Consider the following 22859-nt stretch of genomic DNA (forward strand, 5'->3'; position numbering starts at 1 on the left):
TTTCTAATATACGCATTACAAAAGACCGGAAGCATCCTTACGGATATTCCGGTCTTTTGGTATTAAATCTCTTATGTCATCAATAATTCGTCAATAGGTCTTTGTATCAGCCCATACCTTGTTTACAAGTATACCCAAAAACAGCACCCACGCAAGGAAGTAAAACCAAAACAGCAACGCCACTATCGTTGCCAAAGAGCCATATAGTAAGCTGTAGTTGGCTATGCTAAATGCGTATTTCGAATACAGATAGGATACAATCAAAAGGCCCACTGAAGCAAATATACTTCCCGGTATAATCTCTCTAAATTTCATCCTGCGCATAGGAAGCACATAATAGTTAAAGCTAATCATCAGAAAATACAGTACTATAGCTATAGGCCAGCGCAATACCATCCAAATGTCGGTGGCATCGCTTTCCTTTCCGATGATTTTAAGAACTGTGCTTAAAATAACATCTCCATACAGCAGCACTATTATGGCAAATACTATTGTCAGTATGGTAAGTCCCATGGTTGCAAAGGCTCTTATCCTGTCTCTCAAAAAGCCCTTTCCTGTGTACTGTCCGTCACTGAAAGTATAATTTGTAATTCTCATCATGGAGAACTGAACCCTAGAGGCCGCCCAAACAGCGATGATTATAAATACCAGACTCATGGCACCGCCGCCGTTACCTATTACCAGCTTTTCGATATAGCTGCCTATGCCAGAGGTTCCGATATAATCCATAATCCATCCTATGGCATCTTCAAGGTTCTGTTTAAATATGCTTGTCAGCACCTGGGATATCAACAGTATTATAGGTACCAGCGCCAAAATAAAGTAAAATGACAGCTGCGCTGCAAAGCCCTGGTAATACGGGTCCTGCATCTGCTTTAATCCCAGGGTGATCATTTTAAATACACGATCCCTTTTACGCATATTAACGGTTTTCCTCCTGATCCAGCAGCTGCGCCAGTTTTTCCAGCGCTCTCGCTCTGTGACTTATCTTATTTTTTTCATCCATATCAAAGCACCCGAAGGTTTTATCGTATCCTTCTGGTATAAAATACGGATCGTAACCAAATCCGTTATTTCCTGACGGTTCTTCAGCTATATGTCCTTCGCTTTCTCCCCTTGCCACCAGTTTTCTGCCATCAGGGAACAACATGGTAATAACGCATACATATCTGGCTGTTCTTTTTTCAAATGGAACCCCTTTAAGCTCAGCCATCAGCTTCCTGTTGTTATCTTCGTCAGAAGCATCTTCACCGGCAAAACGAGCGCTATAAACGCCCGGTGCGCCGTTCAAAGCATCAACCTCAAGGCCAGAATCATCAGCTATGGTTATCATGCCTGTCAGCTTCATAATTTCCGAAGCCTTTTTATATGAATTTTCTTCAAAGGTCGTACCGTCTTCGACAACATCAACTCCGTCTATACCCGCTTCTTTGCCGCTTAAAAGTCTGAAGCCGAAGTTTTTTGTTATCTTTTCTATCTCTTCAATCTTATGTTTATTCTGAGTTGCTATGACTATATCCTTCACCATATCACCTCTCAACTGTTAAAATCTTCTTTTTCTACCCTTCATGCTCATCTTTCTGTGACGAACTGACGGTCTTACGCCGCGGGAGCTCATAGTTCTCTTGTAACCGCGGTTTCTGCTTCCTGAGAACATGCTCTTTGCAAATCCTCGTCTTGCATTTCTCCTTTTTACAAAGGCAACTATTATACCCACGATGATTACCACCGGTATAAGGATTATTGCTGTAAGCATTATGGCAATGTGGTTAGGCTGCTTAAGCAGTTTCACCGGATTGATACTGTTATCCACCACTTTTCTGTTGTGGGTTGTCGAATAATAGTCAGGCACGCTGTTTCCTTCAAAGGAATCAATATATGACGCTAAAGCGTACCATTCCTTGAGTTCCTGTCCGTCTCTATCCTTTACGATATGCTCAGTAAAATCTGTTATTACATTGCCGTCCTTATCCTTTGGCTCAATGGAAAGCAAACCGTGGGACTGATCCTTTACAATGCTCAGCATCTGACAGGAATAAAGTCCTCCCACAACTCTGTACAGCTTGTCATTATCCAGTTTTTCTATTTCATTTCCTTCGTTATCGATTATTGCAACATCTGTAGCTCTGTTTAAAAAGAGTCTCTTATCGTTTATGGTATAGCCGATGCCGCTCATATAAAGACGGGCAACACCCATTCCCGGAGAAATTGATGCATCAACCTCGGCGGCCGTCTTAAGCTCCTTACCTGTAAGATATATGCTTACAACAGGATAGCCGACACTTTCATCGGCCCCCATACCAAGGGAGCTTACATTAAAGGCATCTGCCACTGTAATATCGCCTTCATCAAAGGATGCTCTTACAGTTCCCGCAGGAATAATTGATGCTGTAATAGGTTCAGAGTCACTGCCTTCCGCCTGTTTTACAGCATAGATGTAACTATCGGAAATCAAATTTGCCAAAGGTTCCTCACCCTGCTGCTTTCCGAACTCACCTATATCGGTAAAGGCAAAGTCGCTTTCTGCCAGCACCTCATCATAGGAATATCCGTAATCGCTAAAGAACTTGCTGTTTACCGTAGATTTAAATCCTTCAATTGTCCTCTGAACATCGCTGTCATTTTTCACGCTGCCGTCCAGTTTTATAATCTGATAATCGCTAACCTTATAGCTGTCCCCACTTTTTTCCAAAACCAGGTGTCCAACATTGTCAGTGTACTCTCCGCAGGAAACTATAGTTGTATCTCCTACGCTCTGCGCTTCATCGAGAACAGTATGAGAATGTCCGCTTATAATAAGGTCTATTCCCTTAACTTCCTTAGCTAGTTTGACATCCTCTGAACTGCTGAAGTCATCTTCGTTTGTTCCTGCATGGCTTAAAGCAACGATAATATCGGCATCGCCGTTTTCTTCGATTTCATCTACTATCTTTTGTGCTCTTTTAACATAATCGCTGAAGGCTAATCCCGCTTCAGGGGCATTGCTTATGGCTTCATCACCGATTACTCCGAATATAGCCATTCTTATGCCATCCTTTTCTATGATGGTATAATCTTCAACTCCATAGTTATCAAAGGCCTTTTTCAGTTTCTGTCCGTCAGGATATGCTTCCTCATCTGCCAAGGTTGCCTCCCAGTTTATATTAGTGCCTACAATGGCAGGCATGGTGTAGTCATCGCTGTCGTATTTTGCTGCGGTATTAAGCATGTCGGCAAGTCCTGCAGCTCCGTAATCAAATTCATGATTACCGAAGGTTGTTGCATCATAACCTATCTGCGCCATTACTGAAAGTTCTGCCGCATCGGATTTAAAGATTGTCTGGAAAGGTGTACCCATGGAAAAATCCCCTGCATCCAGCAGGAAAGTTCCCGGATAATCCTTTTCCACATCGTCCTTTACAGTTTTAATTTTGGCAAAACCGCCGCTTTCCGTGGTTTTACCATCTCTGGTCTGCTTTTCCGTTTCCAGATGGCTATGCATGTCATGGGTAAACAGCACCGATACCGTATCCCCCTCTGCAGCCGAAACTCTGCTAAAGGCAGAACCAAAGCCCGCCGCAAGGGCTGCCACCATAACAAATGCCGTCACCAGCGATACTATTTTTTTCATACTTTTTCCTTTCACAGATATACTTATCAGGTAATTATATCATATTTTGTCTATGCAAACACCGTCTGCACCAGTACCATATAGCATATTGTACCGCACAGAACACTTATAAGGGTATTTCGTTTCCACACGTGGAGTGCCACCACCAACGCAACGGATATAAATGCCGGTGCCCACTGACCTGCAGAAGCAAAGGAAGTATTTCTCAGGCAGTATATTACCAGCATTCCCATTATGGCATATGGGAGCACCGTTCCCAGATAATTTATAGTTTTAGGCGCTTCCTTTCCCGCAGGAAAGATAATAAAAGGCGAAAATCTTATTAGAGCGGTTACTAAAGCTACCACCGCTATTATTGCTATACTGTGTATTACATCTATCTGCATTTATTTTTCCTCCAGTCTTTTTCTGAGAAGCAGCAATACTGCACTTATCAGTACCATGGCCGGAATCAAAAATCTGTCCGGTCCGAATACAAGCAAGCATATTAGGGAAGCCCCAAGCCCCGTAAGAGCAGGCAGATGCTCCTTTGTACTCAGCCACTGTTCTGTAAATATAACCACAAACAGTGCTGTCATAGCAAAATCTATACCCGTTGTGTCGAAGGTTATAAAGGTTCCCGCTATGCCTCCTGCAGCACTGGCAACCACCCAGTAGCTCCAGTTGAGCAAAGATATATACAGATAGTATTTCTTTTCGTCAAACCATTCTTCGTCGTGAAGCCTTGTACATACCAGCGAATATGTTTCATCCACAAGAGTATGTATTAGCAGCGGCTTTTCCTTACCCATATCCTTGTATTTACCAAGCATGGATATGCCATAAAAGAAATGTCTTGCGTTTATCATAAGTGTCATAAGGCCCGTAGTGATAAGAGATGCTCCTCCCGTGAGCAAGGATACGGTAACATACTGCATGGAGCCTGCAAAGACAAATATACTCATGGCCATAGCCCACAAAAAGCTGTATCCACTGGTCTCCATAATCAGTCCATATCCCAGACCAAGCACCACATATCCTGCCATCACCGGCAGCGAATCTAAAAAAGCCTGTCTGAAAGTTCTTTTCCGGTCAAATACGTTTTCCTTTTTAGCCGCTGTTTCAGTCATTTCTTATCGGTCCTTTCTTAATTCGAAATTAAGTTACAATCGTTTAATTTTACCATATTTGTTAATCCATTGTAAAACTTCTGTTAATATGTGTTAATTCTATGCCGCCGCCGTTGTTTTTTGATGATTTTAGTATATATTAGAGTTGTGGAATACGACATCCGTACCACTAATATAATAAGGAAAGGAGGATTTCAGATGAAAAAGACAATGAACACGCAAAAGCACATCGCACTTATCGCCCACGATAATAAGAAGGATGAATTGGTAAGCTGGTGCATCAAAAATAAGGCTACTTTAGGCGGTCATTTCCTATGCGGAACAGGCACCACTGCAAGGCTCGTGGCAGAAGCAACAGGGCTGCCGGTTAAGGCTTACAAGTCAGGCCCTCTCGGCGGGGATCAGCAGGTGGGAGCCCTTATAGCCGACGGAAAAATAGATATGCTTATATTCTTTTCCGATCCCCTAGAAGCTCAGCCCCATGACCCAGACATCAAAGCTCTTGTGAGAATTTCCACAGTTTACGATATACCGATGGCCAACAACAGAGCCACAGCAGACTTTCTCATCAGTAGCGGATACATGTTTGCTCCATATGAACACGATGTTATCGACAGCGAAGAAAACGCCGAAAACAGAGCATCGGAAATGAAAAACGACATAATAAAATAAAACAGGGAAGGATTACACTAATCGTAACCATTCCCTGTTTTTTATTAAGTGAAATCAAACATAGGAGTTTTCGGAGTTTTAAAAATATCCTCTCTTTTCAAGAGTATTTAAAATATTTCTACCTTCATCGGTTCCTTCTATGATTCTTCTTGCTCTTACACTGTCGCCGATATTTACAATTTCAACATTGCCATCTTCTTCAAAGGCCTCTTTTATATCATTGAGTACAGGAGCATTTGCCTTCATACCCAGGCAAACAAAGCCGTAATCAAAGTCCAGTTCTTCCATTCCGTCCTTTGTTTCCACCAGGAATGAATTAGCTCTCACTTCCTTAAGAGCCGTATTGGTCATCTGGCGAACACCGTATTTTTTCATCAGTGTAAATGTGCCAACCTTTGAAACAGGGTCAATGCCGTTTCCGATGGCAGGCAGCATCTCCACAATGGTAACCTCCGCTCCTCTCGGGGCAAAGAATTCAACTACATCAAGGCCTACGGCACCTCCGCCGATTACTGCAACCTTTTTACCCTTCATATCCTCAGGATAATTGTTGATATTTTCTATCATGTCAAAGATGGAATACACATGGCTTCCCTCTTTACCCAGGTTGTCATGCAAACCGTCAATAGGCGGAAGCAGAGGCAGAGAACCCGTTGCATTGACTATAACATTTGGTTTAAGGTTTTTAACAAAGTCTACAGTACCTTCGGTGTTCGTAAATACAAATAGGTTTTTCAGGTTCTCTGCACGGTGGATCATGTAATTAGGAAAATCCGCCAATCTCTTCTTATCAGGAATCTTTGAAATTTCCGCAGCAAGTCCGCCAAGATAAGGTTTCTTTTCTATAAGGAAGGTGGTGCAGCCCACTTCAGCCGCTGTACAGGCAGCTTCCATTCCTGCTGTTCCTCCGCCGATAACAACTACATTGCAAGGCTTGCTGATGTGTTTTTTCTTATATCCTTCGCCGGTAGGAACTGCTGGGTTAACGGTACAACGAATAGGTCTGTTGATACCGATTCTGTGTCCTGCACAACCAACATTACAGGAAATACATTTTCTAATATCTTTAACATCGCCAAATTCCACCTTGTTTACCCAGTCAGGGTCAGCGATAAGACCTCTACCCATACCGATGATGTCTGCATCTCCTCTTTCAAGGATTTCATCAGCCACCTTAGGGTCACGAATATTGCCCGTTGTTACGCAAGGCTTGCCGAATTTTTCTTTAACGGCTTTAGCCATATATGAACGCCATCCGTCAGGCAGATAGTTGGCATCTATCTGATACTGTAGAGAACCGTTGAGACCTGCGGACACATCTATAACATCCGCTTCCTCCTGGAAATATTCCAAAAGCTGTAATGTATCCTCTAAAGTATTGCCGCCTTCCATAAATTCATCGGCACTTACTCTCAGGAAAATTGGGAAGAAAGGTCCCACCTGTGCTCTTACCTCCTTGAGTACCATGGAAGCAAATCTCGCTCTGTTTTCCGGGCTTCCTCCAAATTCATCGGTTCTCTTATTTGTTGTCGGTGAAAGGAACTGACTTATAAGGTAGGAATGACCAGCATGGATTTCCACACAGTCAAAGCCTGCAGTCTGAGCTCTCTTAGCTGCTTCGCCGTACTTCTTTACTATTCTTAATATTTCCTCTTTATCTAAAGGACGAGGAATTTCTCCGCCTTCCTTAGAAGGTATATCCGATGCGGATACAGGCTGAGTGTTTATACGGGCCGACTGGGCAGATGCTCCTGCATGGTTAATCTGAATACCGATGCACGCACCGTGCTTATGAACGGTTTCTGTGAGCATGTATAGTCTCGGAATAAAATTATCCTTATCTATACGAAGCTGTGTCGTACCGTTGGAGCCTGTCGGAAAATCCACATTGGCATTTTCCACCATAATAAGGCCTGTGCCGCCCTTTGCGCGAAGCTCATAATAATTAATGTGACGGAAGCTCATTTCTCCGCTCTGTTCACCGTAGTTTGTTCCCATCGGAGTCATCATGATTCTGTTTTTCATGGTCATGCGTCTGATGGTCAGCGGCTCAAAGATATGCTTGTAATCCTTTTTCATTGTTATCTTTCTCCTTGAATCAGAAATGCTTGTATATAATGTTCAATCTAAGTTTTAAAATAAAGAGGTTGTGTTTATGTTTTCTGCCCGTATTATATGAATTTTTATTTAATAAAACAAATGCATATAAACCGTAAAATTCATAGAAAACGTTTATGAATTGTGATATATTGTCATTATCGAAGGAGTTTATTGTTAAAAAACAGTCAAAAGGATGTAACCATGAATCTCAATCATCTTAAATATTTCATCACCCTTGCCAAACTTGAACACTTTACAAAGGCCGCCGAGGAACTTGAAATCACCCAGCCCACACTAAGTCACTCCATGGCGACTCTTGAACAGGAATTGGGAACTCGCCTCTTCCAAAAACAAGGTCGTGGAGTTGTCCTTACCAAGTACGGGCGCACCTTCCTTAAATATGCAGAAGAATCCCTTTCCACCCTTGAGGAAGGCATCCGCAAAACAAAGGAAATGACCGGCCACACCGGCGGCATCATCGACCTGGCATTTATATACACCCTAGGCAGCGAATTTGTTCCTAATATGGTCAGCGACTTTTTGCGTTCCCACGAGGAGCTTAACATTCGCTTTCATTTCACCGTGGGAAATACAACGGATATTTTAAAGGGATTAAAGGATGAAAAATTCGACGTGGCCTTTTGTTCCATGGTTGAAAAGGAGTCTCATATAAACTTTGCACCTGTGGGCACCGAAGAACTTGTGCTTGTAACTCCAAAGGGTCATCCCATTGCTTCATCCGGAAATGCAGTTTCTTTGGAAGAGGCCGCCAAGTATCCTCAGATTTTCTTTACAGAAAACAGCGGCCTGCGTCCCCTCATAGACAATCTCTTTGAGCAAGCGGATATAAAGCCGGAAATCGCATATGAAATAGAAGAGGACAGCTGCATGGCAGGCCTTATTGCCCGAGGCTTTGGCATAGGCATCATGCCTGACATTCCCGTGCTGCGCACCATGGATGTCGATGTGTTGCCCCTTAACCTCTCAGGCCATCGCAGATATGTATATATGGCATGGTGCCCTGACAATTATCATCCCCCTGCAGTCAAACAGTTTATTAAATATGTGGCCAACGCCATATCCTTTACACCTCAGCTATAAATATCATAGAAATTAAAATGGACGAGAATTACAATCTCGTCCCTTCCTTTTGTATGAACTTAATAAAGTTTTTGACCGCCGGTATCATATAATGATTTTTCAGGTATCCCATATACACCGTATGAGCAATTTCCTGATCTTTCACCTTTATAATCTCTACATTTCTCTCGTGTATCGTCTCCACATCCGCCACCAGTGCCACGCCGAAGTTTTCCTCCACCAGTGCGGAAATAGCGTATTCGTCCGGCGACTCACATATTATATTGGGCTTCATCCCGTAGATCTCATAAAGTCTGTTTGTATATTTACCAAGCCCCGATGTTCTGTCATATCCTATTACCGGATAGTCTTCTAAATCCTGCAATCTCACCAATGGACTTTCCGTCAGTGGATGTCCTTCCGGAGCTATGATAACCATTTCCTGATGTATTATAGGTACAAACTGTATGCCCGGTTCATTTTCCACATAAGAGCCGAAAACAACATCAAACTTTTCGTTTTTAAGCCCTTCTATAAGTGCCGATGTATGCAGCTGATGAAAGCTGAAGGTTACCTTCCTGTTTTTTTCTTGACTGAGAAATCGCCTTACCATGTGAGGGATGTAATGGCCTGCCAGAGGGAATACATAGGCTATATCCACATGTCCTTCATCTCCTGTCAGCTGCTTCATCTGCAAGGTGGCCATATCAACATCCTTTAAAATCCTTTCCGCATGCTCTAAAAAAATACGACCATACTTGGTAAGCCTTACATTTCTTCCTTGTCTTTCAAAGAGCATGATGCCAAGCTCCTCCTCTAAAGTCGCAATGGATCTGCTCAAGGACGGCTGCGATATATTAAGCTCCTCCGCCGCTTTATGAAAATGCTGGTGCTTTGCCACAGTCTGAAAATACAGCAATTGATTAAGCGTCATATTTAATCCTCTTTAATCCTTTTTCGTTCAAATCATCTTACTATTAAATTGTACCACCATTGATAGTTAAATGCTATCAAAATTAAATAAAAGATATATTAGAACTATCGGTAGGCTCATATATAATAAAGTTAAAGAGGTTGTCTGTTAATTAACAAACGAAAATCAAAAGCAAAATCACAAATCAATTAGACACATTTATTAATTAATGGAGGAAAAACAAAATGACTGAAAGAATTACAGGACATACTGAGCTAATCGGACTTATGGCATATCCGATTCGTCACTCCAGCTCCCCTGCAATGCATAACGAAGCATTTGCAACCTTAGGACTGGATTATGCATATCTGGCATTTGAAGTGGATAACAGCACTCTGGAAGATGCCGTTAAAGGACTTCGCGCATTAAAGATGGTAGGTTCCAATGTTTCCATGCCTAACAAAACAGTAGTAGGCCAGTATCTTGATGAGCTTTCCCCTGCTGCGCAGATGTGCGGCGCCGTAAACACAATCGTAAATGATAACGGCAAACTCATCGGACATATCACAGACGGTATCGGATACATGCAGTCCCTTAAAGATAACAATATAGATGTAATAGGAAAGAAAATCACCGTAGCAGGCGCCGGCGGAGCCGCAAAGGCTATTGAAGTTCAGGCCGCTTTAGACGGTGTAAAGGAAATTTCCATCTTTAATATACACGATAGCTTCTGGGAAGCTGCCGAAAGAACAGTGCAGGTAATAAGAGAAAACACAGACTGCGTTGTAAATCTCTACGATCTCGATGACAAGGAAAAGCTGAGAGAAGAAATCGCAGATAGCTATCTCTTTGCTCAGGCAACAGGCGTAGGTATGAAGCCGATGGAAGGACAGTCTGTAGTTCCTGACAAATCCTTCTTCCGCCCTGACCTGATTGTAACTGATACAATCTACTCACCGAGAGAAACAGCTCTCCTGAAGATGGCAAAGGAAGTAGGCTGCAAAACAATGAACGGCCTTGGCATGATGCTCTTCCAGGGAGATGCGGCTTTCCATCTGTGGACAGGCAAGCATATGCCAATCGACCATATGAAGGAAGTATTGGACATCAAGTACGACTAATAACCATCGCTAAAGGAAAATATCGTTATATAAAGGAGATTATTTCATGAATACAAAATATCTGCCAAGCGCACTTATTCTTTATTTAAACTACTTTATCCACGGTATCGGATGCTCTATCCTCAGCCAGCAGGTTGTAAAGGAAATGCTTTCCGAACAGTGGGGTACAGGAGATGTAATGAGCGTAACTGCAGTAGCAGCAGCTCTTGGTCTGGGAAGACTCATTTCCCTGCCTTTTGCAGGTCCTCTGTCCGATAAATTTGGAAGAAGAATTTCCGTTCTCATCGGATGCTTCTCATATGTAATATTCTTTGTGGGAATTGCTTTCTCCCCAAGCATGACCTTTGCATATGTGGCAGCCGTACTGGGCGGTATAGCAAACTCCTTCCTGGATACAGCAACTTATCCTGCAGTTGGAGAAATCATCTACAAGTACACAGGCGTTGCCACAATGGGTATCAAGCTGTTCATATCCGTTGCTCAGCTGCTCCTCCCATTCTTCCTGGGAATGTGCGTAGGAACTTCCATGTCCTACCTGATGCTCCCTCTGGTATGCGGTATCGTAATTGCAGTACTGGGTATACTTGCAATATTTGCTCCGCTGCCTAAGGTTGAAGGCGTAGGAAAGGGCGAATCCTTCTTAAATAACCTTAAGAACGCTCATTTCTCTCTGGAAAGCGTAGCTCTGATCCTCATCGGATTTACATGCACAGCAACTTTCCAGCTGTGGCTCAATTGCGCGCAGACATTCGGTACTGAGGTTGCCGGAATTCCGTCTGAAAGCGTTTCAATGATGCAGACTTATTACTCAGCAGGTACTCTGGTTGCTCTGTTTGTAACAAGTATTCTTATTACAAAGTTTAAGCAGGTTCGTTTCCTGGTAATCTATCCTGTAATCTCTCTTGTAATGCTGGCTCTAGTTTACCTGATTAAGACACCTATGATCTGCTATGTAGGCGCCTTTGTAATCGGTTATGCTGGTGCAGGCGGCGTACTGCAGATGGCAACAGCCGTAGCCAATGATTTGTTCCCAAAAATCAAGGGAACCCTCACAAGTCTGGTTATGATAGCTTCCAGCCTGTGCAATTACACAATCCTTACAGCAGCAGCAAAAATGAGCTCCTCCGGAGTTATCCTTATGAACATCGTAATAACAGTAATAGGTATACTTCTTGCTCTGTTTGTAAACCTGAGATACGGCAAGCTGCTTAAAAATGCCGGACAGGCCGAATAATCTTTGTCACAGTTTCAGGTCGTATATTTCAGGTCATATATTAAGAAAGGATACAACTGATGAATACAGTAAAAGTTAGAAATATTGAAATTGGAGCGGGCATCCCAAAAATTTGCGTACCTATAGTAGGCGTAACAAGAAATGAAATCCTTGATGCCGCTAAATTCATTGCCGCCATGGGAACCGACGTGGTAGAATGGCGTGTAGACTGGTACCAGGATGTATTTAACTTCGATGAAGTTGAAAAAACCGCCGAAGAACTTCGCAAGGCTCTCGGCGACACTCCTATACTTTTTACCTTCCGTACATCAAAGGAAGGCGGCGAAAAAGCCATAAAAACAGCAGACTATGTTGAGTTAAACTCTAAAATTGCAAAAACAGGATATGTTGACCTTGTAGATATTGAAGCCTTCACCGGCGACGATGCCGTAAAACAGGTCATCAGTGCCGCTCACAGCTGCGGTGTTAAAGTGGTAGCATCAAACCACGACTTTGACAAGACTCCTGAAAAGGATGAAATTGTAAAAAGACTGCGCAAAATGCAGGAACTGGGAGCAGATATCCCTAAAATAGCAGTAATGCCACAGAACAAAAAAGATGTGCTGACACTGCTGTCAGCTACTGAAGAAATGAGCACAGAATATGCAGACAGACCGATTATAACAATGTCCATGGCAGGAACAGGCGTTATAAGCCGCCTGTGTGGTGAAGTGTTCGGTTCATCGCTTACCTTCGGAGCCGCAGGCAAGGCCTCCGCTCCTGGACAGATGGGAGTTGAAGACCTGAAAACAGTTCTTTCGCTTCTTCACAAAAGCCTTTAGGTAAATCCTTTGCGTAAGACAAGGAGGCAGACTTATGAAAAAGATAATAAATTGCATAGACGAATACCTCGAAGAAATAATCCTGGTCTTCCTCCTTGCAGCAATGGCTGTAATTATGGGCATCCAGGTATTCTGTCGCTATGCACTTTCCATGTCCCTGACATGGTCTGAAGAGCTGACAAGATATCTGTTCATATGGGCAGGATTTTTAAGCGTCAGCTACTGCACAAAGAAGTGCATATCCATAAAAATAGAACAATTTGTAGCGCTCTTCCCTAAAAGGGGGAAAGCGCTGTTTAAAGTTGTAAACCATACTATTGAACTGGTACTGTTTCTTTACCTTATTCCATTTGCATGGAAATATTTTTACTCAGCCATTGAAACAGGCCAGGTAAGTCCAGCTCTGGGAATTCCAATGTACTATGTTCAGGCTGCTCCCCTTGCAGGATTTATACTGGTGGCCATACGCATAATCCAGCGCTGGATTGTGGAGTTCAATACAGTAAGGGGAAAGGAGTAACTCATGCCGGCAGCAGTTGTAATGATAATATTCGTAATCTGCCTGGTAATCGCAATTCCGGTGTCCATTTCCCTGGGAATAGCATCGGTGTTGCCGGGCGCCCTTGATCCTTCATTTACGGCTAGCGCAACCTATGTTATCCGTTCTATGCTAGGCGGTCTTGACAGCTTCCCTTTGCTGGCGGTTCCTATGTTCGTTTTATCGGGAATCATCATGGCAAGAGGTGGTATATCAAGAAAGCTCTTTGATATATTTGCCTTCTTTATGGGAAAACGCACAGCAGGCATGCCTTGTGCCGTAATCGTAACCTGTCTTTTTTACGGAGCGATTTCAGGTTCAGGCCCAGCCACTGTAGCAGCAGTAGGCAGTATGACGATTCCTATTCTAATAGAAATGGGATATGATAAGACATTTTCCACAGCCGTCGTGGCAGTGGTAGGAGGACTTGGGGTAATAATCCCTCCGAGCATACCTTTTATCATGTACGGAAGCGCTTCCGGAGCCTCTGTCAGCGACCTTTTTATCGCCGGAATAATACCGGGACTTCTCATCGGTGCACTTCTGATGATTTACGCCTGGCTCTACTGTAAAAAACACGGCGAAGATCAAGAAAAGAAACTGGTAATGGTAAATGAACTTCATTCTCGCGGATTTTTAAAGGTGCTTAAGGACAGTTCCCTGGCTCTTTTAAGTCCCGTTATAATCCTAGGATGCATATACAGCGGCATAGCTTCACCTACAGAAGCAGCGGTAATATCCGTATTTTATGCCCTTATCATCAGCCTGTTTGTGTACCGCAGCATCAAGCTAAAAGATATATGGGGCATACTAGTAGAATCAATACGCACATACACACCGATACTGTTTATACTGGCTGCTTCAATAGCATTTTCAAGGGTGCTCACTTTAATGCAAGTACCTCAGGCCGTAAGCGACTGGATACTGACCCACTTTACAAATCCGATTGTACTGTTGCTTGTAATCAATATATTCCTGCTTATAGTTGGAATGGTAATGGATACCACACCAGCAATATTGATTCTTACACCGATATTGCTGCCGATCGTAACGGAAATAGGCATGGACCCTATACACTTCGGTGTAATGATGGTTGTAAACCTGGCTGTCGGTTTTGTAACACCACCAATTGGCGTAAATCTCTTTGTAGCTTCTTCCCTTTCGGAGATACCTCTGATGAAGATTGCAGCAAAGGCAATGCCGATGATAATATACTTTTTATTTGCCCTTGTGCTGATAACATTTATTCCTGCAATCAGCCTCGTGCTGTTGTAGGTATAGGAGAATAACCATGAAGAAATGGATTATAACAGCAGCAGCTTTCATAATAACCTTTGGGCTTACCTTTAGCCTAAGCTCATGCTCCGGCGGCAACCAAAGTGCCGATGGTGAACAGGAATATGCCTATCCACTGGCCACAGCCAGTCCGGAAGACACCGTAACCCAGATATATGCCGAAAAATTCGCCGAGGAAGTTGATCGTCTCAGTGACGGACGCATCAAAATCCAGGTGTACCCAAATAGCGTACTAGGCGGTGACAGAGAACTCTTAGAAAGCTGCTATGACGGAGATATACCTTTTGTAATACAAAATACGGCCCCACAGGTAACATTTATCCCAGATACCGCCGTATTTGATGTGCCATGCCTCTTTGACAGCCTTGAAGACGTCAGAGCCACCGTAGACAATCCCGAATTTTTTAACAGGATTCAACAGTCATACCGCGATGCCGGTTACGAGCTCTTAGGATACTCCGACCAAGGCTTTAGAGTGATGTCCACAAACAAAAATGTCACTTCCATAGGGGATTTTAAAGGGCAGAAAATAAGAACTATGGAAAACAGCTATCATCTTGATTTCTGGTCGGCCCTCGGCGCAAATCCTACACCGATGAACTTCAGCGAAGTTTACATAGGGCTTCAACAAAACACCATTGACGCCCAGGAAAACCCTTATGAGGTCATAGTCTCCAACAAGCTCTACGAGCAGCAGGACTATGTAGTGGAAACAAACCACCTGCCTCATCTGATATCCCTTGTGGTCAGCAAGGACTTTTATGATCAGTTATCAGCCGAAGATCAGCAAATTTTAGTTGAAGCTCAAAAAATCGCAAGAGATTACTCACGTAAAGCTTCAGATGAACGTATAAACCAGCGAATCGAAGTAATCGAGGATAGCGGCACACAAATCGTAACCATAAGCGATGAAACTCGCCAGGATATGGTTGATGCTTCAGCTGATATATATGAGGAAATCAAGAATGCTGTAGATGAGGATATTTACAGGGCATATGTTGGGGAATAAAATACTACAGTAATATAACAACACAAAACCACGGACTATTGCTAAAAACTGCTCCGTGGTTTTAGTTTTGCCTTTTATTACGCGTTTTTTATCCTATAACCTGAGTTAATATCCGCCGCCGGAAACTCCTAGATATTCCTCTAGGCTGAGACCGGAGTTATAGACGCTCGTTGCAATGTCTCCAACATAGCGAACATGCCATGGTTCAGCCTGATATCCGGTTATCCATTCCTTTCCTGACTGATATCTAACAATTAAACCATATTTATGGGCATTTTTAGCAACCCAGCTTGTCGCTTTGGAATTTGTTAGAAGGGAACCACCGCCCGGCTCACGCAAATCGAAAGCCAATCCAGTCTGATGTTCCGAATAACCAGGCCTAGCTGAAAAAGTATCAGCGCTTGCCTGTCCATATGCACTCACATAATTTTGATAAAGAGTACTTTGATAACTGTAACTTCTGTAATTACTTGTAGTGCTATCTACAGAAAGCCCCTCGGCCTTCATATCACTTATCATCCTGTTAACTGCTGCCAGTGCAGTTTGGTTTACACCGCCACCAAATCCCGGTGGTACAGGATGTTTCTTATTAACAATCAGTATGCCATTTTTGTAGTATGGCTTAACTGCTGAATTTGATGAAGATTGGATGACCGCTTTCTCTTCAGCCTTAACTACCACAGTGAACTTTTTGCTTTCCTTGTTTTTATGGGCATCAGTTGCGGTGACTTCTGCAGTATAGTCACCTTCTTTATCAAATTTAACATCCTTTGTATCGATATCAAGAGTGCAATTGCTCAAATCGCTAGCTTTAAAGTAACTTTTAAAATCAAAGTCCTTATTCCCCTTTGCCACTTCAATTTTTTCTGAAAAAGAAGTGAACTCAGGTTTTGTGGTATCCTTTACCACCACTTTCAGCTTATCGGAATGCTTAATCATTGTTCGATATGTAAATGGGAGTTCGTACTCTCCAACCTCCGGATAATCCTTATCTTTGACCATCTTCAAGGAAGAATAATCCACTTCAATATTTTTTACTTTGTCAGAGCTATCACCGAAAATCGCGCTAGTATCAATTTCTACTTTCTTGCCATATTCAAATGTGAAGATATCCTCTTTTACTTTAGGCTGCGAAATGAATAACCCTAAGGCAACTGCGATTATAACAACAACTATACATGCAACAATGATTACTGTCTTTCTATTTTTTAAAGTATGTTTTGCCATTATATTATCCCCTGCATCGTGCTTTTATAACAAATAAGTTCTTTGTTAATTATACAACATTTGACTATAAGCTTAAATATGCTATAATGAATTAGGCTAAATCGTGAGTACGAATTTAGCGCATAATCAAGAAAAAAACCACGGACTGCTACTCCGTGGTTTTTAATGTGCTCATTTTGCTACTAAATTCTATCGAGCCGCTTGCAGATGTAGTAGATTTAATTCTCTTGATATGCTCTTTCTATATACGGTAAAGATTTTTCATAATCCTTATCGCTTTTTACTATTAATTGAAGATCTCCTGTTCCAAAATGCCCTATTCCTCGCATATCGCGACTAAATCCTTCTTCAAGTTCGACCGTCTCCGGATTCAATCTTAAATTCACTATAACTTGCTTATTATATATTTCTATACATGCAATATTCTGAACTTTCCTGTATGCAATATAGAATTTAAGTTGATTTGCAACTATATCGTCTCCTAGGCTTTCAATATATTCGCATATTGATTTATATATTCTCTTTATATTTTCTGGTACACTTGCTACTTTTTCCACATGTGTTTTTTGCCCTGATTTTGCTTTATCTTCATCTTGATCTTGCACTATCGCTTTTACATTTGGTGCATTTAAATGTTCAAATAAAACAAGTTTATCTTCATATTTCTTATACTTAACTAACTTTATATTTCTTTGCATTTGATTTACCGCATGCACATCGTATCTAGTAAAATCATTTGCTATACATATTACACATGGCATTGACCAATCAATTTCATCTGCTGCTTTCGTTCCAAGCTTTTCAATCACAAGAAGTTTAAAATCCGCTTTATGATCCAATAACCAATCCAAATAGAAAAGTCCTTGATTTATAACGTTTTCATTTATGCTCCTTTTATACTCAAAAATAACCGGACAATTATTCTCATCAATGCCTATACTATCCATACGCCCATTAGTTATTTGATATTCACTTTTAAGGAATCTAACACCAAAAAACAGTTCCATATTATCTTCTATTAAAGATTGTAACTCTTTTTCTACTGAAACCTGCGCTGCCGAAAGTTCTTTAACACTTTCTTCTAGTTGAAACAACTTTATATCAGACATAAATAATCCTCCCCATAGTTATCAGATATAAACGATTATGACTACATTATTCTCAAAAACATTACAATACCTTCTTTAATTTCTCAATCAAACCTTCATCCGCAGGAAGCCACGCAACAGTATCAAGCTCTTCTTTATACAGCCATCTTGCATCTTCGTGCTCATTTAAAACAATTTCTCCAGCTTTTAGTGAGCTTATAAAGCAATGCATTGTGAGGTGAAACCCCGGATAATCGTATTCAACAGTATCAAATAGCTCCTGAACACTTATTTCTACATCCAGTTCTTCTTTAATTTCCCTAACCAGAGCTTCTTGAGGGCTTTCTCCATCTTCTATTTTCCCGCCGGGAAACTCCCAACCATCTTTAAATTCGCCGTACCCTCTCTGCGTCGCAAAGATTTTATTGCCATCTTTAATTATCGCTGCAACTACCTCTATAGTCTTCATTAAATTACTCTCCCACTATATACTCGTAAATGTCTTCTCTTATAGGATGATCCAGTAGATACGTTATCTCAAATGCATCATACCCTGTTTTGTCCATAACTATCGGATGTGGTTTGCCCACTGCATTTATCTCTCCCAAGAAATAAAACTCCTTAGCTTCCCCATCGTCCTTATTTTTACGTACAAACAGGTATATCTTGTTATCCTTATCATCATCGCTGGACTTATATATATGTACTGCGTCTGAAGATTCTGCTGTTCTTTTGCTTTTTGAAAGGGCAATCAACTCTTTATTTGACAAGAATCTGTCTTCATATGCTATAGCATCATGGTCTTTTTCATAATTTATAAAGACAGGTAGAGTCTTTGTCTTTTTGTCGTAGAAATACCCACCGATATTAAGAGCGTTCATATTTTTATCCCAATTAAGAAGCCTGCATACATCTTCATATGTATACTTTTGATAAAGCTGGAAATTGGTTTCCTTGTACCTTTCGGAATAATTCTCTTTATATCTGTGAATTCCAAACTCAATGGCATCTGTAACCATTGCCTTAAATTCAGGATTTTTTATCATATCCTCAAATTCTTGCGAAACGCATATTTTGCTTTCTATCTCCTCTATGAAATTGAATATGATTTTTTCTCTTTCCTGAGTTTTTAGAAATTCAAATCTAAGATTATTTATAGCCGACTCCTCATCTTTATCAGAAACTTTAATCTCATATTCTGCTTCTAATTTTTCTCTAAAGTCTCTGATAATATCTTCCGCCTCGTCTAATATGCATTTTAAGAGCAGCAATTCATGTATTCTCTTGCCTTTTGCATATTTCTGAGAAATGTATGTTAAAGCTTGTTCTTCTTTAGGAGATAATTCCACATGATAATCTTCTTTATCATACTTTGACAGGAAATTATGATACGAACCTAAATTGCTATTATCAAATATTTTTGTTACATCAATGGAACCGTACCTGTCAAAATCAAGTAAAGAAGGAATATGTCCTAATCTGTATTTCAAATTTTTATATGATTCTTTAATTAGCTTAACATCAATTGTTCTGGCCTTGTCAATGGACTCATATATTCTCTTTCTTGATATTTCATCAAAATGTACACTTGAGCTGCCTGGAATTACCCTTGTTCCGGAAGCTACATATCTCCTAATGGTATCCTTGTTATAGCTGCGATCCCCAGAAAGAGCCATCGGAATCATAAAGTTATTCTTGTAATTACCGATAAAGTCCAATATAACTACGAATTCCTTATCTTCATTTTTTCTCAAACCTCGTCCCAACTGCTGCACAAAGACTATAGGAGATTGAGTAGGCCTAAGCATAATTACCTGATTTATCTCTGGTATATCAACACCTTCATTAAAAATGTCTACAGTAAAGATATAATCCAAATGATTTTCTGCTTCATCACTGACAAGTCTCTCTATTGCTTTTTCTCTAGTTTCTTGATTATCTTCTCCCGAAAGATCTAAAGTTGAATATCCTCTTTCATTAAACTTTTCCGAAAGTATCTGAGCCTCTTTTTTACTGCTGCAAAATATTAGTCCCTTTACACGTTCCCCGCTGTATCCATAGTATTCAGCCTGTTCAATTATATGATTTACTCTGTCATCGGAAACAAGTCTGTTAAAATTTCTTAAACCCGTCTCATCATCAAATACTTCACCATTTATCTCTATTTCGCTTATTCCAAAATAGTGGAACGGGCATAGTAAATCCTCTTCTAACGCCTGATTAAGTCTGATTTCATATGCGATGTTATGATCAAACAAACTGAAAATATCAAATCCGTCGGTTCTCTCAGGACTTGCTGTCATACCTAAAAACAATTTAGGTTTAAAATATTCCATTATCTTTTGATGGCTCTTTGCACCTGCTCTGTGCACTTCATCCATTACGATCACATCAAAATCTTCTGGCTCAAACTGTTTCAGGCTTTCGTCCTTTGACATCGTCTGTACCGTTGCAAACAACAAATCTTTATCGAAATCTTTATTGCTTCCAGAAATCAAGCCATAAGACTTAGTATTTCCAAATACATTTTTATAAGCCTTTTTAGCCTGTTTTGCAATCTGTTCTCTATGTACTAAAAACAAAACGCGATGAGGCTTAAGTTGTCTGATTGCAAATGCTGAAGCATAGGTTTTTCCTGTTCCCGTTGCGGAAATAAGTAATGCTCGCTTTTCGCCTTCCTTTATAATTGCGTTTAAATTTTCAATAAAAGAAACCTGCATTGTATTCGGTTCCAGTTTATATTGCTCAAGGGAAATCAGTTTTTCTGATTGCTTTGCTATTTTCTTTTGTTCTTCATAAATAGCAGTATATGTATCTATCCAACCTTCAAGAGGTCTAGCCTGTTCCCAAAGATTTTGAAACTCTATGCGCATTTCACGCACGTATTCTCCATTTTCCGTGGCAATAATCTTTGTATTCCATTCTTTGTTAACAGACAACGCTTTCATCGTCATATTGGAGCTACCTACAATTATTTTGTAAATTTCTCCTTCACGAAACATGTATCCTTTAGTATGAAATCCGGCATTGTTTCCACCTACACAATACATACGAAGCTCAATATTCGAAAGTTCGTTTAACTTTCTTAAAGCTTTCGGTTCGCTGAAATTAAGATAATCCGTAGTCAGAATTCTACCTTTAATATTTCTTTTTTCCAGCTCTTTAAATGTCTGAAGTAGCGGAGCTATACCGCCTTCAGTTATAAAAGCAACACTAATAAAGAACTCATCGCAATACTTCAGTTCCTCTTCTATTGAAGAGATTACTTTACGACCCTCTTTATAATCATTTGAAATAAACTGAGGTCTGTAGCTGAGTTCTGAATTGTGATTATAGTCTATAAATGCTGTTTGAAATCCTTCTTGTATTCGCTGTAGTTTTTTGTTCATGATACTTACTCCAAGCGTATTATATCATATAAAAGGCAGAACTTTTATCCGTTCTGCCTTTACATTTCAATATTGATTTTAATTTTAGAACTTTTCCGCCTTACGCAGCATTCTGATTTCTCTTCTTCTTTCCGCTGCAGCCCATTCCTTACGCTCTTCATCAGTTTCCAGTTCCAGCCTTGGCACCTTTGCAGGTTTATCGTCTTCTCCAAGGGCAACCATTGTGAAGTAGGCTGTATTGATTTTGTGGTGAGAGCCATCAGAAAGGTTTTCTACATATGTATCAACTTTAACTTCCATGGAAGTAGTTCCGACAAATGTTACCTTTCCTTTAATTACTACCATCTCTCCCTTGTATACACCGTGAATAAATCTCAGGTTATCAACGGATGCCGTAATTACATTTGATCTGGTGTGACGCTGAGCCACAACTCCGGCAACTTCGTCCAGCCACTGCATCAGCATTCCGCCAAAAAGTCGGCTGGCAGCGTTGAGATGGTTTGGTCTAACGATATGGATGGTTTCCACTGTCGAGTCTGATACTTTTTTTGTTATCGTCATTGTCTTTCTTTCCTTTCGATGCAGTTTAGTTATATCTCCCTAATGCTCTTAATATACCACATAACTAATATTTTCAAAAGTGAACTATCAACTTTTTCAAGGGACTTTTTGATGAAACTATCAACTTTTTCAAGGGACTTTTACCTATCATAGGCAACAAACACTAAAAAAAAGACAGGTTATTCTTTCTTCGTTCTCATATCTTGTTTATTTAAATTAGATTTATTTACAGCTTAAACAATTCATGATAACCGTAATCATCATTTCCTTTTCCTCAGGCTTTGACTCTGCAATCATTATAGTTAAAGCAACAAGTGTGTGGTCATCTATCAGCTTCTCACCTTCCATAAATAGTACTCCGTTTTTGTCGAGAAAATATAGAAACATAGTTGCTGCTATTCTCTTATTTCCATCGAGAAAACTATGATTTTTAGTTACGAAATATAAAAGATGAGCTGCTTTTTCTTCAAGGCTCGGATATAGTTCTTTTCCTGCAAAGGATTGATATATATTTCCAATACTGCCTCTGAAAGAATCGTCCTTTTCCTTGCCAAATAAATCAGACTCATCGCCAAAACGCATTTGAGAAATTACATCCATGCATTCCTCATAAGTAAGTTCATATGTTGCGACATTTCCTTTAGGACGCTCCATAGTCTGATGATCATAAGAGTCTAATAAATCTAACGCTTTGCTATATTTTTGTATTACATTGAGCACCTGCTGCGAATCCAACGCATTTTGAGTTCTCTTCATAATCTGTATCACTTCTCCAAGCTGTGCGATACGATTATCATTTATGGCATAACCTTGTAATATATACTGCTTGAGAACTGAATTGGCCCATCTCCTAAATTCAACGCCTCGCCTTGATTTAACACGATATCCGACTGAGATGATGACATCGAGATTGTAGAACTGTACAGGTCGATCTGAATTTGCAATGTGCATTTTTTGCACATTGCTCAGACTGTAGACAAAGGTCCAATCTCAATTTTGAGATTGGGCTTTTTCTTTTGCATAAAACATATATAAATCGTTGAAATATCAACGCTTATGGCGGTATTTATGATATAATATTAATATAGAAA

21 protein-coding genes are annotated in these 22859 nt (G+C 40.7%); 8 read left to right on the forward strand and 13 right to left on the reverse strand.

Features of this window, described 5'->3' with window-relative positions; all coding sequences use genetic code 11:
• Window positions 1–90 precede the first annotated feature (90 nt).
• Genes INF20_RS07060 through INF20_RS07080 form a run of 5 tightly spaced genes read right to left on the reverse strand, consistent with a single transcriptional unit; the run spans window position 91 to window position 4719 of the window.
• Window positions 91–921 (reverse strand): YihY/virulence factor BrkB family protein, encoded by an 831-nt coding sequence (locus tag INF20_RS07060; protein ID WP_226385671.1) that lies wholly within the window; start codon window positions 919–921, stop codon window positions 91–93.
• Between the two features lies 1 nt (window position 922).
• Window positions 923–1525 carry an XTP/dITP diphosphatase gene (locus tag INF20_RS07065; protein WP_226385692.1) on the reverse strand — a complete coding sequence of 201 codons (603 nt, stop codon included), beginning with the start codon at window positions 1523–1525 and terminating at the stop codon, window positions 923–925.
• Window positions 1526–1543: 18 nt separating this feature from the next.
• Window positions 1544–3610 carry a bifunctional metallophosphatase/5'-nucleotidase gene (locus INF20_RS07070; protein ID WP_226385672.1) on the reverse strand — a complete coding sequence of 689 codons (2067 nt, stop codon included), beginning with the start codon at window positions 3608–3610 and terminating at the stop codon, window positions 1544–1546.
• 50 nt (window positions 3611–3660) lie between these two features.
• Window positions 3661–3996 (reverse strand): branched-chain amino acid transporter permease, encoded by a 336-nt coding sequence (locus tag INF20_RS07075; protein ID WP_226385673.1) that lies wholly within the window; start codon window positions 3994–3996, stop codon window positions 3661–3663.
• Window positions 3997–4719: an AzlC family ABC transporter permease gene (locus tag INF20_RS07080; RefSeq protein ID WP_226385674.1), complete on the reverse strand. Its 723-nt coding sequence runs from the start codon at window positions 4717–4719 to the stop codon at window positions 3997–3999.
• A gap of 198 nt (window positions 4720–4917) precedes the next feature.
• Here INF20_RS07080 and INF20_RS07085 point away from each other — a divergent pair, with 198 nt between their 5' ends.
• Window positions 4918–5391, forward strand: a complete 474-nt coding sequence (locus tag INF20_RS07085; protein WP_226385675.1) for a methylglyoxal synthase — start codon at window positions 4918–4920, stop codon at window positions 5389–5391.
• 78 nt (window positions 5392–5469) lie between these two features.
• On the opposite strand, the gene INF20_RS07090 is transcribed toward INF20_RS07085, so the two are convergent.
• Window positions 5470–7470 carry an NAD(P)/FAD-dependent oxidoreductase gene (locus INF20_RS07090; RefSeq protein ID WP_226385676.1) on the reverse strand — a complete coding sequence of 667 codons (2001 nt, stop codon included), beginning with the start codon at window positions 7468–7470 and terminating at the stop codon, window positions 5470–5472.
• A gap of 222 nt (window positions 7471–7692) precedes the next feature.
• Here INF20_RS07090 and INF20_RS07095 point away from each other — a divergent pair, with 222 nt between their 5' ends.
• The gene (locus INF20_RS07095) at window positions 7693–8592 is read left to right on the forward strand and encodes a LysR family transcriptional regulator (RefSeq protein ID WP_226385677.1); all 900 of its coding nucleotides are present in this window, start codon (window positions 7693–7695) and stop codon (window positions 8590–8592) included.
• A 28-nt stretch (window positions 8593–8620) separates the two neighbouring features.
• Here INF20_RS07095 and INF20_RS07100 read toward each other — a convergent pair whose 3' ends face one another.
• Window positions 8621–9505, reverse strand: coding sequence for a LysR family transcriptional regulator (locus INF20_RS07100; protein ID WP_226385678.1), 885 nt, complete (start codon window positions 9503–9505; stop codon window positions 8621–8623).
• 224 nt (window positions 9506–9729) lie between these two features.
• Here INF20_RS07100 and INF20_RS07105 point away from each other — a divergent pair, with 224 nt between their 5' ends.
• Genes INF20_RS07105 through INF20_RS07130 form a run of 6 tightly spaced genes read left to right on the forward strand, consistent with a single transcriptional unit; the run spans window position 9730 to window position 15503 of the window.
• Window positions 9730–10605, forward strand: coding sequence for a shikimate dehydrogenase (locus INF20_RS07105; RefSeq protein WP_226385679.1), 876 nt, complete (start codon window positions 9730–9732; stop codon window positions 10603–10605).
• Between the two features lie 46 nt (window positions 10606–10651).
• Window positions 10652–11839 carry an MFS transporter gene (locus INF20_RS07110; RefSeq protein WP_226385680.1) on the forward strand — a complete coding sequence of 396 codons (1188 nt, stop codon included), beginning with the start codon at window positions 10652–10654 and terminating at the stop codon, window positions 11837–11839.
• Between the two features lie 59 nt (window positions 11840–11898).
• Window positions 11899–12660, forward strand: coding sequence for a type I 3-dehydroquinate dehydratase (aroD, locus tag INF20_RS07115; RefSeq protein ID WP_226385681.1), 762 nt, complete (start codon window positions 11899–11901; stop codon window positions 12658–12660).
• Window positions 12661–12694: 34 nt separating this feature from the next.
• Window positions 12695–13180: a TRAP transporter small permease gene (locus INF20_RS07120; protein ID WP_226385682.1), complete on the forward strand. Its 486-nt coding sequence runs from the start codon at window positions 12695–12697 to the stop codon at window positions 13178–13180.
• Window positions 13181–13183: 3 nt separating this feature from the next.
• A complete protein-coding gene (locus INF20_RS07125; RefSeq protein WP_226385683.1) occupies window positions 13184–14473 on the forward strand; it encodes a TRAP transporter large permease in 1290 nt (429 codons plus the stop codon).
• A 16-nt stretch (window positions 14474–14489) separates the two neighbouring features.
• Window positions 14490–15503, forward strand: coding sequence for a TRAP transporter substrate-binding protein (locus tag INF20_RS07130; RefSeq protein WP_226385684.1), 1014 nt, complete (start codon window positions 14490–14492; stop codon window positions 15501–15503).
• A gap of 105 nt (window positions 15504–15608) precedes the next feature.
• On the opposite strand, the gene INF20_RS07135 is transcribed toward INF20_RS07130, so the two are convergent.
• From INF20_RS07135 to rhuM, 6 genes are all read right to left on the reverse strand, one after another.
• Window positions 15609–16730 carry a M15 family metallopeptidase gene (locus INF20_RS07135; RefSeq protein WP_226385685.1) on the reverse strand — a complete coding sequence of 374 codons (1122 nt, stop codon included), beginning with the start codon at window positions 16728–16730 and terminating at the stop codon, window positions 15609–15611.
• A gap of 218 nt (window positions 16731–16948) precedes the next feature.
• On the reverse strand, window positions 16949–17839 hold the full coding sequence (locus tag INF20_RS07140; protein WP_226385686.1) for an endonuclease NucS domain-containing protein: 891 nt from the start codon (window positions 17837–17839) through the stop codon (window positions 16949–16951).
• Between the two features lie 61 nt (window positions 17840–17900).
• On the reverse strand, window positions 17901–18287 hold the full coding sequence (mutT, locus tag INF20_RS07145; protein WP_226385687.1) for an 8-oxo-dGTP diphosphatase MutT: 387 nt from the start codon (window positions 18285–18287) through the stop codon (window positions 17901–17903).
• Between the two features lie 4 nt (window positions 18288–18291).
• Window positions 18292–21207, reverse strand: coding sequence for a DUF3427 domain-containing protein (locus INF20_RS07150; protein ID WP_226385688.1), 2916 nt, complete (start codon window positions 21205–21207; stop codon window positions 18292–18294).
• Between the two features lie 84 nt (window positions 21208–21291).
• The gene (locus tag INF20_RS07155; RefSeq protein ID WP_226385689.1) at window positions 21292–21768 is read right to left on the reverse strand and encodes an acyl-CoA thioesterase; all 477 of its coding nucleotides are present in this window, start codon (window positions 21766–21768) and stop codon (window positions 21292–21294) included.
• A 222-nt stretch (window positions 21769–21990) separates the two neighbouring features.
• Window positions 21991–22719, reverse strand: a complete 729-nt coding sequence (rhuM, locus tag INF20_RS07160) for a Fic family protein (RefSeq protein WP_226385690.1) — start codon at window positions 22717–22719, stop codon at window positions 21991–21993.
• Window positions 22720–22859: the final 140 nt, after the last annotated feature.

The sequence above is a fragment of the Gallibacter intestinalis genome, assembly GCF_014982745.1.
Taxonomy (GTDB): domain Bacteria; phylum Bacillota; class Clostridia; order Peptostreptococcales; family Anaerovoracaceae; genus Gallibacter; species Gallibacter intestinalis.